14 protein-coding genes are annotated in these 14,370 nt (G+C 61.0%); 5 read left to right on the top strand and 9 right to left on the bottom strand.

Going from position 1 to position 14,370, the window contains the following annotated elements; genetic code table 11:
* Nucleotide 1: 1 nt before the first annotated feature.
* Nucleotides 2-2,161, top strand: a complete 2,160-nt coding sequence (locus tag KGA89_RS04515; protein ID WP_411740643.1) for a copper-transporting P-type ATPase — start codon at nt 2-4, stop codon at nt 2,159-2,161.
* Nucleotides 2,162-2,233: 72 nt separating this feature from the next.
* Here KGA89_RS04515 and KGA89_RS04510 read toward each other — a convergent pair whose 3' ends face one another.
* Entirely contained in the window at nt 2,234-2,566 is a 333-nt protein-coding gene (locus tag KGA89_RS04510) for a DUF2790 domain-containing protein (protein WP_039010821.1), read from the bottom strand.
* Nucleotides 2,567-2,750: 184 nt separating this feature from the next.
* Between KGA89_RS04510 and KGA89_RS04505 the strand changes: the two genes are divergently transcribed.
* Together KGA89_RS04505 and KGA89_RS04500 are read left to right on the top strand one after the other, a co-directional pair.
* Nucleotides 2,751-3,221, top strand: a complete 471-nt coding sequence (locus tag KGA89_RS04505; protein ID WP_003198862.1) for an RNA methyltransferase — start codon at nt 2,751-2,753, stop codon at nt 3,219-3,221.
* Nucleotides 3,222-3,298: 77 nt separating this feature from the next.
* Nucleotides 3,299-3,676 (top strand): DUF2892 domain-containing protein, encoded by a 378-nt coding sequence (locus tag KGA89_RS04500; RefSeq protein WP_223470723.1) that lies wholly within the window; start codon nt 3,299-3,301, stop codon nt 3,674-3,676.
* Nucleotides 3,677-3,801: 125 nt separating this feature from the next.
* Here KGA89_RS04500 and KGA89_RS04495 read toward each other — a convergent pair whose 3' ends face one another.
* Together KGA89_RS04495 and KGA89_RS04490 are read right to left on the bottom strand one after the other, a co-directional pair.
* Entirely contained in the window at nt 3,802-5,031 is a 1,230-nt protein-coding gene (locus tag KGA89_RS04495; protein WP_223470721.1) for a hypothetical protein, read from the bottom strand.
* A 31-nt stretch (nt 5,032-5,062) separates the two neighbouring features.
* Complete coding sequence (locus KGA89_RS04490) at nt 5,063-5,512, bottom strand: YcgN family cysteine cluster protein (protein WP_003198858.1); 450 nt, start codon at nt 5,510-5,512, stop codon at nt 5,063-5,065.
* A 160-nt stretch (nt 5,513-5,672) separates the two neighbouring features.
* Here KGA89_RS04490 and KGA89_RS04485 point away from each other — a divergent pair, with 160 nt between their 5' ends.
* Nucleotides 5,673-6,266, top strand: a complete 594-nt coding sequence (locus KGA89_RS04485; RefSeq protein WP_003198856.1) for a nitroreductase family protein — start codon at nt 5,673-5,675, stop codon at nt 6,264-6,266.
* A 137-nt stretch (nt 6,267-6,403) separates the two neighbouring features.
* Here KGA89_RS04485 and KGA89_RS04480 read toward each other — a convergent pair whose 3' ends face one another.
* The 6 genes from KGA89_RS04480 to KGA89_RS04455 form a co-directional block, all read right to left on the bottom strand.
* A complete protein-coding gene (locus tag KGA89_RS04480) occupies nt 6,404-7,336 on the bottom strand; it encodes a D-2-hydroxyacid dehydrogenase (RefSeq protein WP_003198855.1) in 933 nt (310 codons plus the stop codon).
* Between the two features lie 126 nt (nt 7,337-7,462).
* Entirely contained in the window at nt 7,463-7,756 is a 294-nt protein-coding gene (locus KGA89_RS04475) for a YcgL domain-containing protein (RefSeq protein ID WP_003198853.1), read from the bottom strand.
* Nucleotides 7,753-8,886 carry a ribonuclease D gene (rnd, locus tag KGA89_RS04470; protein WP_223470719.1) on the bottom strand — a complete coding sequence of 378 codons (1,134 nt, stop codon included), beginning with the start codon at nt 8,884-8,886 and terminating at the stop codon, nt 7,753-7,755. The genes KGA89_RS04475 and rnd overlap by 4 nt, the downstream gene beginning before the upstream one ends.
* Before the next feature lie 121 nt (nt 8,887-9,007).
* Nucleotides 9,008-9,649: a class I SAM-dependent methyltransferase gene (locus tag KGA89_RS04465; protein ID WP_223470717.1), complete on the bottom strand. Its 642-nt coding sequence runs from the start codon at nt 9,647-9,649 to the stop codon at nt 9,008-9,010.
* A gap of 68 nt (nt 9,650-9,717) precedes the next feature.
* Nucleotides 9,718-11,367, bottom strand: a complete 1,650-nt coding sequence (locus KGA89_RS04460) for a phosphoethanolamine transferase (protein WP_223470715.1) — start codon at nt 11,365-11,367, stop codon at nt 9,718-9,720.
* Between the two features lie 166 nt (nt 11,368-11,533).
* Nucleotides 11,534-12,901, bottom strand: a complete 1,368-nt coding sequence (locus KGA89_RS04455) for a glutamine synthetase family protein (protein WP_223470754.1) — start codon at nt 12,899-12,901, stop codon at nt 11,534-11,536.
* A gap of 535 nt (nt 12,902-13,436) precedes the next feature.
* Between KGA89_RS04455 and KGA89_RS04450 the strand changes: the two genes are divergently transcribed.
* Nucleotides 13,437-14,369: a LysR family transcriptional regulator gene (locus tag KGA89_RS04450; protein WP_223470714.1), complete on the top strand. Its 933-nt coding sequence runs from the start codon at nt 13,437-13,439 to the stop codon at nt 14,367-14,369.
* Nucleotide 14,370: the final 1 nt, after the last annotated feature.

The following is a 14,370-nucleotide window of genomic DNA, read 5'->3' as shown; positions in this document are numbered from 1 at the left end:
CATGCCCGACACTCCAGCGCACGTTCACCACAGTGCTTCAGCGCCCAGCGGCGACATGGCGACTGAATACACCTGTCCCATGCACCCGGAAATACGCCAACCCAGCCCCGGCATCTGCCCCAAGTGCGGCATGACGCTGGAGCCGGTGATGCCCGCGCTGGAAGAAGAGGACAATCCAGAACTCAAGGACTTCACCCGCCGCTTCTGGTGGTCCCTGCCGTTGACGGTCATCGTCACCGTGCTCGCCATGGCGGGGCACGCCTTGTCGCTGTTTCACGGTGCAACACAAAATTTCGTCGAGTTTTTCCTGGCGACACCCGTGGTCCTGTGGGCAGGCTGGCCGTTCTTTGTGCGGGCAGTGGCCTCTGTTCGCCAGCGTAGCCCGAACATGTGGACCCTGATTGGCCTGGGCACCGCGGCGGCCTATCTCTACAGTGTCGCAGCCACGTTTTGGCCCGGAGCTTTTCCCGCCACGTTCATGCAGGAGGGGCGGATCGGCGTCTACTTTGAAGCCGCCGCGGTGATCATCTCTCTTACCTTGCTGGGGCAGATGCTGGAGCTCAAGGCACGCTCGCAGACGTCGGCCGCCATCAAGTCGCTGCTGGGGCTGTCACCCAAAACCGCGCGCCGGATCAATGCCGACGGCCAGGAACAGGACATCCCCCTGACCCACGTCCATCAGGGTGACCGCCTGCGGATCAGGCCCGGTGAAAAGGTCCCGGTCGACGGTGCGGTGCTCGAAGGTGAAAGTGCCGTTGACGAGTCGATGCTCACTGGCGAGCCGGTTCCGGTGATCAAACGCGCCGGGGACAGCCTGATCGGCGCCACGATCAACACCCACGGCAGCTTGGTGATGACGGCGCAGAAGGTCGGCGCCGAGACCGTCCTGGCGCAAATTGTCCAGATGGTCGCCCGGGCCCAGCGCTCGAAAGCTCCTATGCAGCGCATGGCCGACGTGATCGCTGGCTATTTCGTCATGGGCGTGATTGCCATCGCCGTACTGACCTTTTTCGGCTGGGGGCTGTTAGGTCCCGAACCCGGCTGGGTCTTCGGGCTGATCAATGCCGTCGCCGTGCTGATCATCGCCTGCCCCTGTGCGCTGGGGCTCGCAACCCCCATGTCGATCATGGTGTCCACCGGCAAGGCTGCCAGCCTGGGCGTGCTTTTCCGGGACGCCAGCGCCATCGAGAACTTGTGCAGGATCGACACGCTGATCGTCGATAAGACCGGCACCCTGACCGAAGGGCGCCCGGCCTTTCACAGCGTGAAAGCCACCCAGGGCTTCGACGACCGCCAGGTGCTGCTGTTGGCCGCCAGCCTCGACCAGGGCAGCGAGCATCCCCTGGCCCACGCCATCGTCGATCACGCACGAGCCGAACATCTTGAATTGATCAAGCCGGCTTCATTTGAGTCCGGCAGCGGCATCGGTGTCAGTGGCCAGGTGGACGGCAAGCAGGTCCACTTGGGCAATACCGCCCTGATGAAAGCCGCCAGCATCAGCGTCAGCCCACTGCAACAACAGGCCGAGCAGCTACGCGCGCAAGGCATCAGCATTATCTACATGGCAGTCGACGGTGTACTGGCCGGGTTGCTGGCCGTCTCGGACCCGATCAAGCCGACCTCCAGAGAAGCGGTCAGCCGGCTCAAGGCTCACGACATAAAAATCATCATGGCCACCGGCGACGGCCTCACCACTGCACGCGCCGTGGCCAGGGAGATGGGCATTGAGGAGGTCCATGGCGAAGTCAAACCCGAGGACAAGGAGCGCCTGGTGGCGGACCTGCAGCGCGATGGCCGCCAGGTTGCGATGGCGGGTGACGGAATAAACGATGCGCCCGCCCTGGCTCGGGCGAACGTAGGCATTGCCATGGGAACAGGTACGGACGTGGCGATGAACAGCGCCCAACTGACCTTGATAAAAGGCGATTTGATGGGGATCTTGCGGGCCCGCACCCTTTCGGTGGCAACCGTTAGAAACATGCGCCAGAACCTCGGCTTTGCCTTCCTCTACAACTCGATGGGTATTCCGCTGGCTGCCGGCCTGCTGTATCCCCTGACCGGTCACTTGCTTTCGCCCATGATTGCCGCCATCGCCATGAGTGTGAGTTCGGCATCGGTGGTGTTCAATGCCTTGAGGTTGCGTAACACGCCAACACAATAATCCGCGCAAAAAACAGGCGCCTCCAGGGCGCCTGACCGTCTCAAAACCAAAGGAGAACAAACGAGACGGTAATCAACCGCCATTCGGACAGTTATCACCCAGGAGCCTATATTCCACGGTATTGAGCTTGCCGTTCGAGTCTTCGTAAGTCATGCGCGACGGTCCGACACCACAGCCTTTATTGGCCGGCGTAATGCTCACCACTTTTTTTACATCGAGGTTCATGCCGTATTCGTAATGAACGATTTCGGCGACGGCTTTGCCGTTTTCTGCGGCGTATCGCGCCATGGCCAGTTGATTGTTCTGGATCATCTGGCCATAAACCCGGTCACCTCCGCCTTCCGCCAAGGCAAGGGAAGAAAGAGACAGGATCGAAACGGCGAGCAAGGCATCAAGGGTCTTCATGAGGAACTCCGGCAGTCATTTGTCAGGCAAACCATAACGACTGGTGCCTTTCACGACGCTGGCGGGGACGTTACCGATTGGTCAGGTTCGTGAATGGGTAACCAACCATCAGCCCCACTCACAAACTGAACACACAGCCCCATTCCCCGTATAATCGCGCCTTTTCCCCAAAGGCACCCCGCCCGTGGCCAACAAACGCTATAGCTGCATCGGTCTGTTCAACCCCAAGTCACCGGAAAACGTCGGTTCGGTCATGCGTGCCGCCGGCTGCTACGGCGTGGCGTCGGTGTTCTACACCGGCAAGCGCTATGAGCGTGCCGCCGACTTCGTCACCGACACCAAGAAAGTCCACTACGACATCCCGCTGATCGGTATCGACGACCTGAAGAAAATCCTGCCCCTGGGCTGTGTGCCAGTGGCCGTGGAACTGGTGGAGGGCGCTCGCCCACTGCCCGAATACACTCACCCGGACCGGGCGCTGTATATCTTCGGCCCGGAAGACGGTTCGCTGGACAAGGACATTCGCGACTGGTGCGAAGACGTGGTGTACATCCCCACCACCGGCTGCATGAACCTGGCCGCCACCGTCAACGTCGTGCTGTATGACCGCATGGCCAAAGGCAACAACACCCGTTCGGGGCCGCAATTCCGCTGATCGGTGCAACATTCGATTGAACAAGGCAATCGCTCGGGCAGTCAGTTTTATACCAATTCCCACACTGGAGACAGATCATGAGCGATAACAATCCGTTCGAGCCGATTGAGACCACCCCTTTCCAATCCCATCCGCCACAAAACGTGCATGGCTGGGAACGCATTGGCTCACTGGCTGGCGGTGTGCTGATGATCGGCAAGGGCTTGCGCCGTGGCGGTGTGCTCGGCCTGGCTCAACTGGCGATCGGCGGCATGGCGCTGGCGCGGGGGATCACCGGGCATTGCTCGGCCAAGGCCTTGTTGGAAAAGAACCGGCAGAACCTCAGCAACGCCCGCGCTCGCATCGAACAGGCCGGTGATGAGCTGAGTCGCCTGAAGGCCAATGCCGAGGCGGCGACTGGTACGGCTACGGTGACGGGGAATGATTCGCTGGATTCGCCGAAGGTTGGGCTCTGATTTTTTTGTGGTGAGGCTGATGGCCTCATCGCGGGCAAGCCTTGCTCCCACACTGGATCTTCGCCGGATGAGATATTTGGTACGACTCAATCCTGTGGGAGCAAGACTTGCCCGCGATAGCGGTATTACTGAATTAACTTGGTATCCAGCACAGTAGAGCTCCCATCCAGGACACTTTCACTGAGCTGAACGAACTCCTTGGTATCCACTGTCTCCAGCCGCATCGCCCCCTGCAGCACATCATCCAGCGAACGCTTGTTACGGGTTTTCAGGCGAATCTCGCGGTCCAGTTCCTGCAATAGCAACACCGCCTTGGCCACTGCCCCGGGGCTGATCTGTTCGCCGCGCAAGGTGGTGACGCCCTTGCTGTCGCGGGCGAGCCGGTCATTGAGGGTCTGATAGCGCTCATCACTCAGGCCACCGGCGCGGCGCAGCAGTTCGATGGCGTAGTACTCGGTCAGCCCCTCGCTGATCCAGTCGCTGCGATCATGATCATTGACCCGAGCCAGCGCCTGCACCAACTCCCGCAACAACGGGCTACTGCCCCGCTCGCTGACCAGCGGCGGACGGCTGTGCAGGTAGATCGAATCGTGACCGGCCTGGGCGCCACGCCACAACGGATCACCGGCACCGACAATCAGCAACTTGGCCGGATGGCGCGGCACCAGCGCTTGTACCTGCGGCCAGACGAATGTCAGCAGCGTCAGCACATCCATCCGGCGCATGCCCTGGCCTTGGGGCGAGGCCACCGTCACCTCCGTTTCGCCCAGGCGGGTGCGGCGGCTGCCCAGTTTGCCGGCGAGCATCCAGCCCGTGGGGCGGTCGAACAGGCGCGAGGGGTTGTCGATGCGAAAACGTTGCTTGCCGATGCGCGGCCAGGGCGTCTCGATGCTTTTCCAGCCATTGGGCAATTCAACTTCAAGACGGGCTACCAGTTCGACGCCGTCCTGCTGGTCGAGCTTGGCCGACGGGACCAGGTCGTCGCCGCGCAGTAACGCCCACGTCGGGGTCATGCGGGTTTCGAAGGTGGCGTTCTTGCGCGCATGGCTGATGTGCACGCGGTAGCTCAGGCTGGCCTTGTCGGCTGCCGGCCGCCAGACACCTCGCGCCTCTTTGCCGGGGGTGAGTTGCCACTGGCCGTCGGCCTTGAAATCGCTGTAGCGACTGCCGTCGCCGAGGTCGAAATCCAGGCTGCGCACCGCCGCTCCCCGGGCCAGTGTCAGGCGTACTTCGGCCTGATCGCTCTGGGGCAACAGGTGCACGTGATAATCCAGATCGACTTTCTGCGCCGCCCACAGCGGCCCGCACATCGCCAGCAGCCCGGCGGCCAGCATCCGTTTCAATCCTGCAGCCATGGGTTCTCCCTGGGGCGCGCCGCCCGGCGGCTCAGCCGGCGCGGAAAATCAGATGATCTTCCCAATCGTCTTCCGGCACGCTGCCTTCGGCCAGCATACGCCCGGACTGGGAAATGCGTTCGTGGTGCACGGCATCGCGATCACCGCAGACCAGGTGGTGCCACAACGGCAAGTCCTTGCCCTCGCTGACCAGCCGATAACCGCAGGTCGGCGGCAGCCATTTGAACTCATCGGCCTTGCCCGGCGTGAGCTGGATGCAGTCGGGGACAAAGTCGCGGCGGTTGGGGTAGTCGGTGCACTGGCAGGTTTTCAGGTCCAGCAGTTTGCAGGCGATGCGCGTGTAGTAGACGCTGTTGTCGTCTTCGTCTTCGAGTTTTTGCAGGCAGCACAGGCCACAGCCGTCGCACAGCGATTCCCACTCCTGCGGATCGAGCTGATCGAGGGTTTTGCGTTTCCAGAACGGTTCGACTTTGGCGGCCATGGCTCAAGCATCAACATCAGGTGGTGAAAAGGCCGACAGTCTAGTGCCCGGGCCTCTTCAGGCCAAGCATTGGCGACTGTCGGTAGGCAGGGACTTGTCAGGCCGGGCGGCGGGACGTAGGTTGCTTCATTGAGTTTCCAAACCCCAGCCAGGTAAGCCCATGAGTGCCAATCCCCGCATTGCCGATTACGCGATTCACCCTCAATTCATCGAGCGCTGGTCGCCCCGCGCCTTTACCGGCGAGACCATTGCCGAAGAAACCCTGCTGGGCTTCTTCGAGGCCGCACGCTGGGCGCCGTCGGCGTACAACTCCCAGCCGTGGCGTTTCCTGTATGCGCGCCGCGACACGCCGAATTGGGAGCGTTTCCTGGGCCTGCTCAATGAATTCAACCGCGGCTGGGCCCAACACGCCTCGGCACTGGTGATCATTGTTTCGAAAACCACCTTCGCCGTGCCCGGCGCCACCGAAGAAACCCCAGCGCAGTCCCACACCTTCGATACAGGCGCGGCCTGGGGCCACCTGGCGCTGCAAGCCAGCCTCAGCGGCTGGCATACCCACGGCATGGCCGGTTTCGACCAGGAACTGACCCGCAAGGAACTGAAGATCCCGGAAGGCTACGCCCTGCACGCCGCCGTGGCGATTGGCAAGCTAGGGGACAAATCGACACTGGCCGAATACCTCCAGGCCCGCGAAACCCCAAGCCCGCGCCGGCCGTTGAGCGAACTGGTGGCAGAAGGCGATTTCAGCCTGTAACCCTGTTTTGTGATCACTGAAATAACCACCGTGGGAGCGAGCTTGCTCGCGATGGCGTCAGGTCTGCCAACATTGATGTCGACTGATGCACCGCTATCGCGAGCAAGCTCGCTCCCACAGTTTGATCGGGGATGGCTTCAGTAGCCCCGGGTGAAGTCCACTTCACCGCGCAGCGCGTCGCCCGCCTGGTAGGCCCGCAGGTTTTCCAGGAACAACTGCACCATCATCGGCGGCGAGGTCGGTGCCGAGCTGTGGCCAGTCAACAGCAGGCCCCAGGCGGTCCAGAAGGGGTGGCGCTGCGGCAGCGGCTCCTGGCGGCAGACGTCGATCACCGCACCGGCCAGGTGCCCTTCCTTCAGGGCTTGCACCAGGTCCGCATCCACCACCGCGACGCCACGGCCGACGTTGATGAACAAGCCGGTCGGCTTGAATTGCTTGAACAGCGCCGCGTCGTACACATCATGGGTATCGGGTGTGTTGGGCAGCAGATTGATCACGTAATCCGCCTCGCCCACCAGGCGTGGCAGATCCTTCAGCGCCCCGACCTCGATGAACGGCGCCAACGCCCGGGCTTCGCGGGCAACGCCATACAACTGCACACCGAACGGCACGAGGAACTGCGCCACACGCTGGCCGATATCCCCTGTCCCGACGATCAACACCTTGCGCCCGGCCAGGCCTTGCCCCTGGCGGTTGTCCCACTTGCGCTCGACCTGGCTGACCAGACGTGCCAGCACCTCGCGCTCATGGCCGAGCATGTAGGTCAGCACGTACTCGGCCATCACCTGGCCGAAAATGCCCACCGCACGGGTCAGACGGTAATTGCGCGTCAAACCCTCGGCCAGCAACGGCGTGATGCCTGCCCAGGTCGATTGCAGCCAGCTGGGTCTATGGCCCTGACGCAACAGGGTGGCCAACAGATCAGGCTGGCCGAGCCAGACCGGGCAATCGGTGGCCAGTCGCGACAGTTCGGCGGAGTCGCCGCTGGTCAGGACTTCAATATCGGGTGCCGCCTGACGCAGAAGCTGGGCGTACACCGGGTGGTCGTGTTCGGCAATCAGAACGCGCATGAATCAAACCTTTCAAAAACAGTGCAGACAATCGCCGACAGAGTGTCGCTCCATCCCTGCGATCGTCGTCAATAAACCATTCCAGTGTGTTTAAGGAGGCACCCAGGACAGATGCCTCCAATAGCGTCAGACCGGGTCGTTGCGGCGCAGCAACTCTTCGGGCAAATGCTCGATGTACTCGTCTTCGGCCGGCGGCATCTGCAAGTGATAGCCCTGGGTGTCGAGGTTTTCCAGCACTTTGTTGATGTCTTCCCGGGACAGCGCCCGCTCGGGGCTCAGCACCAGGTCGAAGGCATGGATCGCCTTGCCAAAGGCGGCCATCAACGGCTCAGGTACACGCTCCAAGGCATCGCTCTTGAGCACATACAGGTACATCTCGTTTTTCTTCGAGCTTCGGTAGATGGAGCAGATACGTTTCAAGGCTGTTCTCCGGCAGTGGCCAGGCTGTCGAGCAGCGCCTGGCCCATCAATTCGCGGCGCCAGCCACGCAACGAATCGGGCAATTGGTAAGGGCCCTCGGGGAAGCCGCTCTTGATCAGCGCTTCGAGGGTTTTCTTGCGCAGCATCAGCTCCGGGGCAATTTCCAGGCGCTCGGCTTCAGCCTGCCCCAGCGCCCGCAGACGCTTGACCAGGGCCGCGGCCTCGATGGGCAAAGGCTCGGCCACCGCCGGCGGCCATTGCTCGGGCGGCACGCTGGCGGCGCGCTGGATCAGGTCCAGCAGAAACTGGCCGTCCTGGCGCACGGTGCGCGGGTGCATGTCTTCGATCTTCGCCAACGCGCCGAGGTTATCCGGCTGGGTACGGGCCAGGGGCCACAGCGAATGCTCGCGAATGATGCGATTGCGCGGCAGGTCACGGGCCCGCGCCTCGCGTTCGCGCCAGGCGCACAGCTCGCGCAGCACGGCCAATTGGGCGCGGGACAGTTTCCAGGCGAGCTTGGCCTCGCGGTAGACCTCGTACGGGTCGACTTCGCGACGCAGGTTGGCCACCAGTTCGGCGCCGTCTTCCAGGACCCAACGGTATTTTTCGTCGGAAAGCTTCGGGCGCAGCAGTACGAAAACTTCTGCCAGGTGCACGGCATCCTCTGCCGCGTAGCTGATCTGTGTCTCGGACAGGGGCCGTTGCAGCCAGTCGGAACGGGTCTCACCCTTGGGCAACTCGATACCCAGCACTTCCTGCACCAGCCGCGAATAGCCCATGGAGAAACCCAGGTTCAGGTAGGCAGCGGCCAATTGAGTATCGAACAGCGGCGCAGGCAGGCTGCCGGTCAGGCGCAGCAGCACTTCAAGGTCTTCGCTGCAGGCGTGCAAAACCTTGAGCACCGCCGGGTTTTCCAGCAGTGCGGCCAAGGGTTGCCAATTGTCGATGGTCAAGGGGTCGATCAGGTAGGCGCGCTTGCCGTCGCCGATCTGCAATAAACCGGCAATCGGGTAAAAAGTGTCGACCCGCATGAATTCGGTGTCGAGGGCGACGAATGGCAACTGCTGCCACTCGGCGCAAAACTGACCGAGGCTATCGTTGTCGCGAATCCAGTGAATATCGATGGCCACACGGCTCTCCCTTGAAGAATGGCGCGCAGTATATATCGCCGCCGGCGATTGCGAGCATCCATAGAGCAGCAGCCTAAGAGAAATCGCCTGCGAAAAAGCAAGAATAGTCCTACATCAGGACTTAACCGGTCTTACGCAATACATAAACACGCGTCAGCGCGAAACCGGGCAGGAAATCCTGATGCCAGAGCACGTTAAAACCGGTCTGGCGAAACTCGGCTTCGAGATTGGCCTTATCGGCCAGGCTCCGTTGCGGCGCCTGGCCGATCTTGAGACGTCCTTCGATTTGCACCGAAATGATCACCGTGTCGCGACTGACCCGATGAAATTCGCGCAACAGCGCCAGGCGATGCTCGCTGGCGCTGACGTGGCGAAACAGTTGCAGACAACAAATACAATCCACCGCGTTGGCCGACAGCCCGATGGTGAACGCTGAACTCGGGAAGGTCTTGACCCGTTGGAGCAACGCGCCGCCATGGTGGGTGAGCGCATGGTCGAGCATGTCCGGCGACGGGTCCGCCGCCAGGATCACCCGGTTGGCGTGCTCGGCCAGCACCGGCCAGAACCGCCCCGCGCCACAGGCTACATCCAGCACCAACCCGGGTTCGCCCGCCACCTTCAGGGCGTTACGCACCATGTGTTCGTCGCGCCAGAACGCCAGGCGCAACCGACGAGGCGTCGGCCGACAGCAGACCTGAGCATGCTCCTGGTCATGCTGCCTGGCGAACTCAAGCTCGACGGTGGATGGGGGTAGCCCGGACATACGAACGGCTCTTGGGATTGGATGGATGACAGGTTAAACAACGCTGCGTGAAAAAAAGGTCCAGGCCGTCACTCCCGCGCCAGGACACCGTCAATCACCGCACCGCGGCAGTTGGCGAACAGGTCCAGATCCCGGTTGTAGACCTGGCTGTTGACTTCCAGCAGCCCGAGCATCGAGTGAAACAGGTTGTCCTGGCTCAATGGCTTTTGCCGACTCATTTGCAGGCAATGGGTGTCGACCGAAAAAGACTTCTGATAACTGTCGGAAAACCAGGCAAGCATCGCCACGTGCTTCTGTTGCTCCGGGGCGAGCATGTAGGGCGTGCCGTGGAGAAACAGGTTGTATTCGCCCAGGGACTCGCCATGGTCCGACAGGTACAGCATGGCCGTATCGACCTTGTCCTGGTTGGCCCGCAGCAGATCGATCAGGGTCGAAAGCACATGGTCGGTGTACACCAGCGTGTTGTCGTAGCCGTTGACGATGCTCTCGCGGCTGCAATTGTTCAGCGCGTTGCTTTCGCAGACCGGGGTGAAATGCTCGTACTCCTTGGGATAGCGCTTGAAGTATTCCGGCCCGTGGCTGCCCATCTGGTGCAGCACCAGCACCGTGTCCTTATCGAGGGTGTCGATGAAATGCTGCAGCCCCTGGAGCAGGATTTCGTCACGACATTCGCTGCTCGCACACAGGGTTGGATCCTTCAGATTGCTCACATCCTGCACGGTTACCCGGTCGCAGGTGCCCTTGCAGCCAGACTGGTTGTCCCGCCAGATCACCTCCAGCCCGGCGCGCTTGAGCACATCCAGCAACCCCTCTTCATTCTTGGCGACGCTGGCGTCGTAGTTCTTGCGCCCCATGTTGGAAAACATGCAAGGCACCGACACGGCGGTTTCAGTGCCGCAGGACTGCACGTCGGTGAAGGCGATCAGGCCGGCCTCTTTGTCCAGTGTCGGTGTGGTGTCGCGGTTATAGCCGAGGATGCCGAAGTTCTCGGCCCGGGCACTCTCGCCCACCACCAGCACGGTCAGGGATTTGCGGCCGTGGGTTTGCCAGGCGGGGTTGCGGCTCGCGTCCTCGCCCAGGGTGATGAACGGCTGCTTGGCCGACGCGACCTGCTCACGCAAGTAGCCGAACGAAGCACCGATGTAATTGCTCGGCACGACCATCAAGCGCAACTCGTGGTGGTTGCGAAACAACGAAGACAGGCCTTGGTAGTTGGCCAGGGCGACCATGCCAATCACCGCGGCCGAGGCCACACCGACCAGCAACTTACTTAATAACTCTTTGGGCCAGCGACGGTAGCTGATCGGGGTCTTGAACAATAACCAGCAAGGCAGCACCCCCAATAATCCGAGATACATGAATAACTTCAGCGACAATAGGTCGCGGACTTCCGTGGCATTGGTTTCAGCAAAGTTGCGCAACATGCCCGCATCGATCAATACGCCGTATTGGGCCATGAAATACGCCACGCCAGCACTGATCAGGAACAACAGCATCAGCACGGGCTTGAGCAGCGGACGGAAGGCCACGAGCGTCAACACCAGGTTGAACGCGCAGAAAATCATCAGGCCAAACGCCAGGCACATCAGCAGGCCACGAGCATCAGCCGTGGTGATCGCCAGCAGGTGTTGCCAGAGAACGATGTTGAAACCCACTAACAAAAAGGCACTGGCGGCCAGTGTCACCCACTCGGGGCGCACGGCTTTAATGGTCAGCATGATGGTTGACGATTTCCTGAAAGTTGCTCTTTGAAAAAGAAGTGCCGCAGGAAAATGTGAAAAATTCATTTCCTACGGCAGCACAAACTTTAGGTAGCCCACCATCAATTTTTCGTGAAAAAGTTGCTACTAAATAATTATTTAAGAAACCGCTGGCCAGCCGTCTTCACGCCTGGTTCAGATACCAGCGCCAGTCCTGCTCCCCGACTTCCCCAATGAATTGACGGTATTCGGCGCGCTTGACCGCCAGATAAACGCCAAGAAACTCATCGCCAAACGCTTTCCGCGCCCAGGCCGATGCCTCAAGGGCACGCAGGGTGGTGAGCCAGTCGGTGGGCAGCAACTCGGTCGCCTGGGCGTAGCCGTTGCCTTCGACAGGCTTCCCGGGATCGCACTGTTCACGCAGGCCGCGATGAATGCCGGCCAATATCGCCGCCGCAGCCAGGTAAGGGTTGGCATCGGCGCCGCAGATACGATGCTCGATGTGCCGCGAGAACGCCGGGCCACCCGGCACCCTCAGGCTCACCGTACGGTTGTCCACACCCCAGGTCGCCGCCAGCGGTGCGTAGCTGTTGCTTTGGAAGCGCCGGTAGGAGTTGGCGTTCGGACAAAACATCAACAGCGAATCGAGCAAGGTGTCGAGCATCCCACCCACTGCCTGGCGCAACAGCGGCGTACCATCGGCGGCTTCACTGGCAAACAAATTGTGGCCATCGCGGTCCGCCAGGCTGACATGCATGTGCATTCCGGAGCCCGCCAAGTGATCGAACGGCTTGGCCATGAAGCAGGCCTGCATGCCGTGCTTGTGGGCCACGCCCTTGACCAGTCGCTTGTAGCGCACCGCTTCATCCATGGCTTGCAAGGCATCACTGCGGTGTTCGAGGGTGATCTCCACTTGTCCGGGTGCGTATTCGGAAATGGCGGTCCGGGCCGGAATGCCTTGCAGCTTGCACGCAGCGTACAGGTCGACCAGGAACGGCTCGATCTGCTCCAGCTCGCGCAAACCGTAGACCTGGGTAGCACGCGGTCGGCCACCGTCGGCATCGCGCGCCGGTTGTGGCCGGCCTTGGCTGTCGCGTTGCGCGTCCAGCAGATAAAACTCCAGCTCCGCCGCCATCACCGGGTAATAACCGTCGGCCTGCAAGGCCTCGATCACCTGACTGAGCAGATAACGTGGATCGGCGATTGTCGCCGGCATTCCTTCCCGGGGATGCATGCTGACCTGCACGGCGGCCGTGGGAATCAGTCGCCACGGCATGCGCTGCAAGCTGCCGCTGAGGGGATAGGCACGGCAATCGATGTCACCGACGTCCCACACCAGCCCGGAATTTTCCACATCATCGCCATTGACGGTCAGCCCGAGAATCGTACTGGGCAGTGGCCGACCACTTTCGAAGACCGCCAGCAACTCGTCCCGATGCAACAACTTGCCCCGGGGCACGCCGTTGTTGTCGAGAATGAACAGCTCGAACAGTTCGATATCAGGGTTCTGCGCGAGGAACGCCTGGGCGTGTTGCACGGGGGCGAAAGAAATCTTGGCAAGGCTCATGGGAAGGCTCGTATTTCCATGTCGGACGGGCGACAAGGCACCGTCAGTCTGTGCTCGCCATTGAGCGAGCACTGCGAATGATCAACAGGTAATACGAGTATCTGGAGGACGGGCGTGACGGCAATGCCAGAGCGCCCAAAAGGCTAGCTCGGAAGGCAACGCACTAAGAGTTGGGGCCATGGCAGGCGTGAACCGGCCGACCGGATCGACCGCGGCAGATGAAGGGTATTGGAATGCCAGGAGCCAACCGTCCATGAGCGCATCACAGGAAACACATCGAGCAAGCGTCCCACGGCACCCCGGGAGGTTAAACCTGGATTTGATGGAGCTTGGATCGCAGCGAACTAAACATAGGCAAACCAAACAGTCGTTGATCGACACGTCGTGTTCCCTACATTATCTGTCCCGTTCCCGACCATGAAAGCGCCTGCCCGGCATTCTCTTGGCACGATCGTTCCGTTAGGATCGTCAGCCTGGTTTGCGCAAAATCGCGCAAGGAGCACAGCGAGAGACAGAACGGATGCTGAACAGTAACTCCCTCAGAAAGCTCGACATGCAAGACCTCATGGTGTTTAGCGCCGTGTACGAGCAAAGCAGTGTCACCGGCGTGTCCGAGGCATTGTGCGTCAGTCAGTCAACCGTCAGTTATTGCCTCAAGAAACTGCGAACCTGTTTCGAAGACGAGCTATTCATCAACACCCGCACCGGCATGCGCCCCACCTATAAGGCCGAGGGCATGTACGACCATGTGCGCGCCATTTTGCAAAGCATCAACCTGTGCCATGCCGGTACACCCACCTTCGATCCGACCCGGCAAGCCATTACCTTCAATATCTGCGCACCGGAATATTTCGAACAACTGATCCTGCCGCAACTGCTGCAAGGCTTCGATTACGCCAATCTGCCGGTGGTGGTGAACGTGCACAAGCTCGAAGCCGACATCCCCGCCGAAGAGTTGCGCGACGGCAGCCTGGACCTGGTGATCTGCTTCGGCCCGAACTTCCACAGCAACCATGCCGATTTCAAATCCCGGCAGTTGCTGGAGGAAGACCTGGTTTGTGTCGTGGATAAACGGGCGACGCCACTTGAGCCGCAACTGAGCCTTCAGTCTTTCGTACGGCGTCGACACGTGTTTCCGACACCCTGGTCGTCAGCGACCAACATGGTGGACGGCTGGCTGTCGCAGCAGGCGCATCAACGCCAGATTGCCGCCCGCGCCAACAGCTACAGTGCCGCACTGAAGATGATCACCGGCACCGACTTCATCCTGACCCTGCCCCGCCGTATCCAGAAACTGCTGGCCAACGAGGCGATCTTCAATCATCACGAAGTGCCCCAGGGCCTGCCGGGGTTCACCCTGAACATGCAGTGGAGCCTGGCCGTCGATCAGGACAGTGCCAACACCTGGCTGCGCGAACAGATCATCAAGGCCTGCGCCGCCCGCGACACCTGAT

It is taken from the genome of Pseudomonas sp. A-RE-22 (assembly GCF_019956035.1).
Lineage (GTDB): Bacteria > Pseudomonadota > Gammaproteobacteria > Pseudomonadales > Pseudomonadaceae > Aquipseudomonas > Aquipseudomonas brassicacearum.
This window is presented reverse-complemented; position numbering and strand designations above follow the sequence as displayed.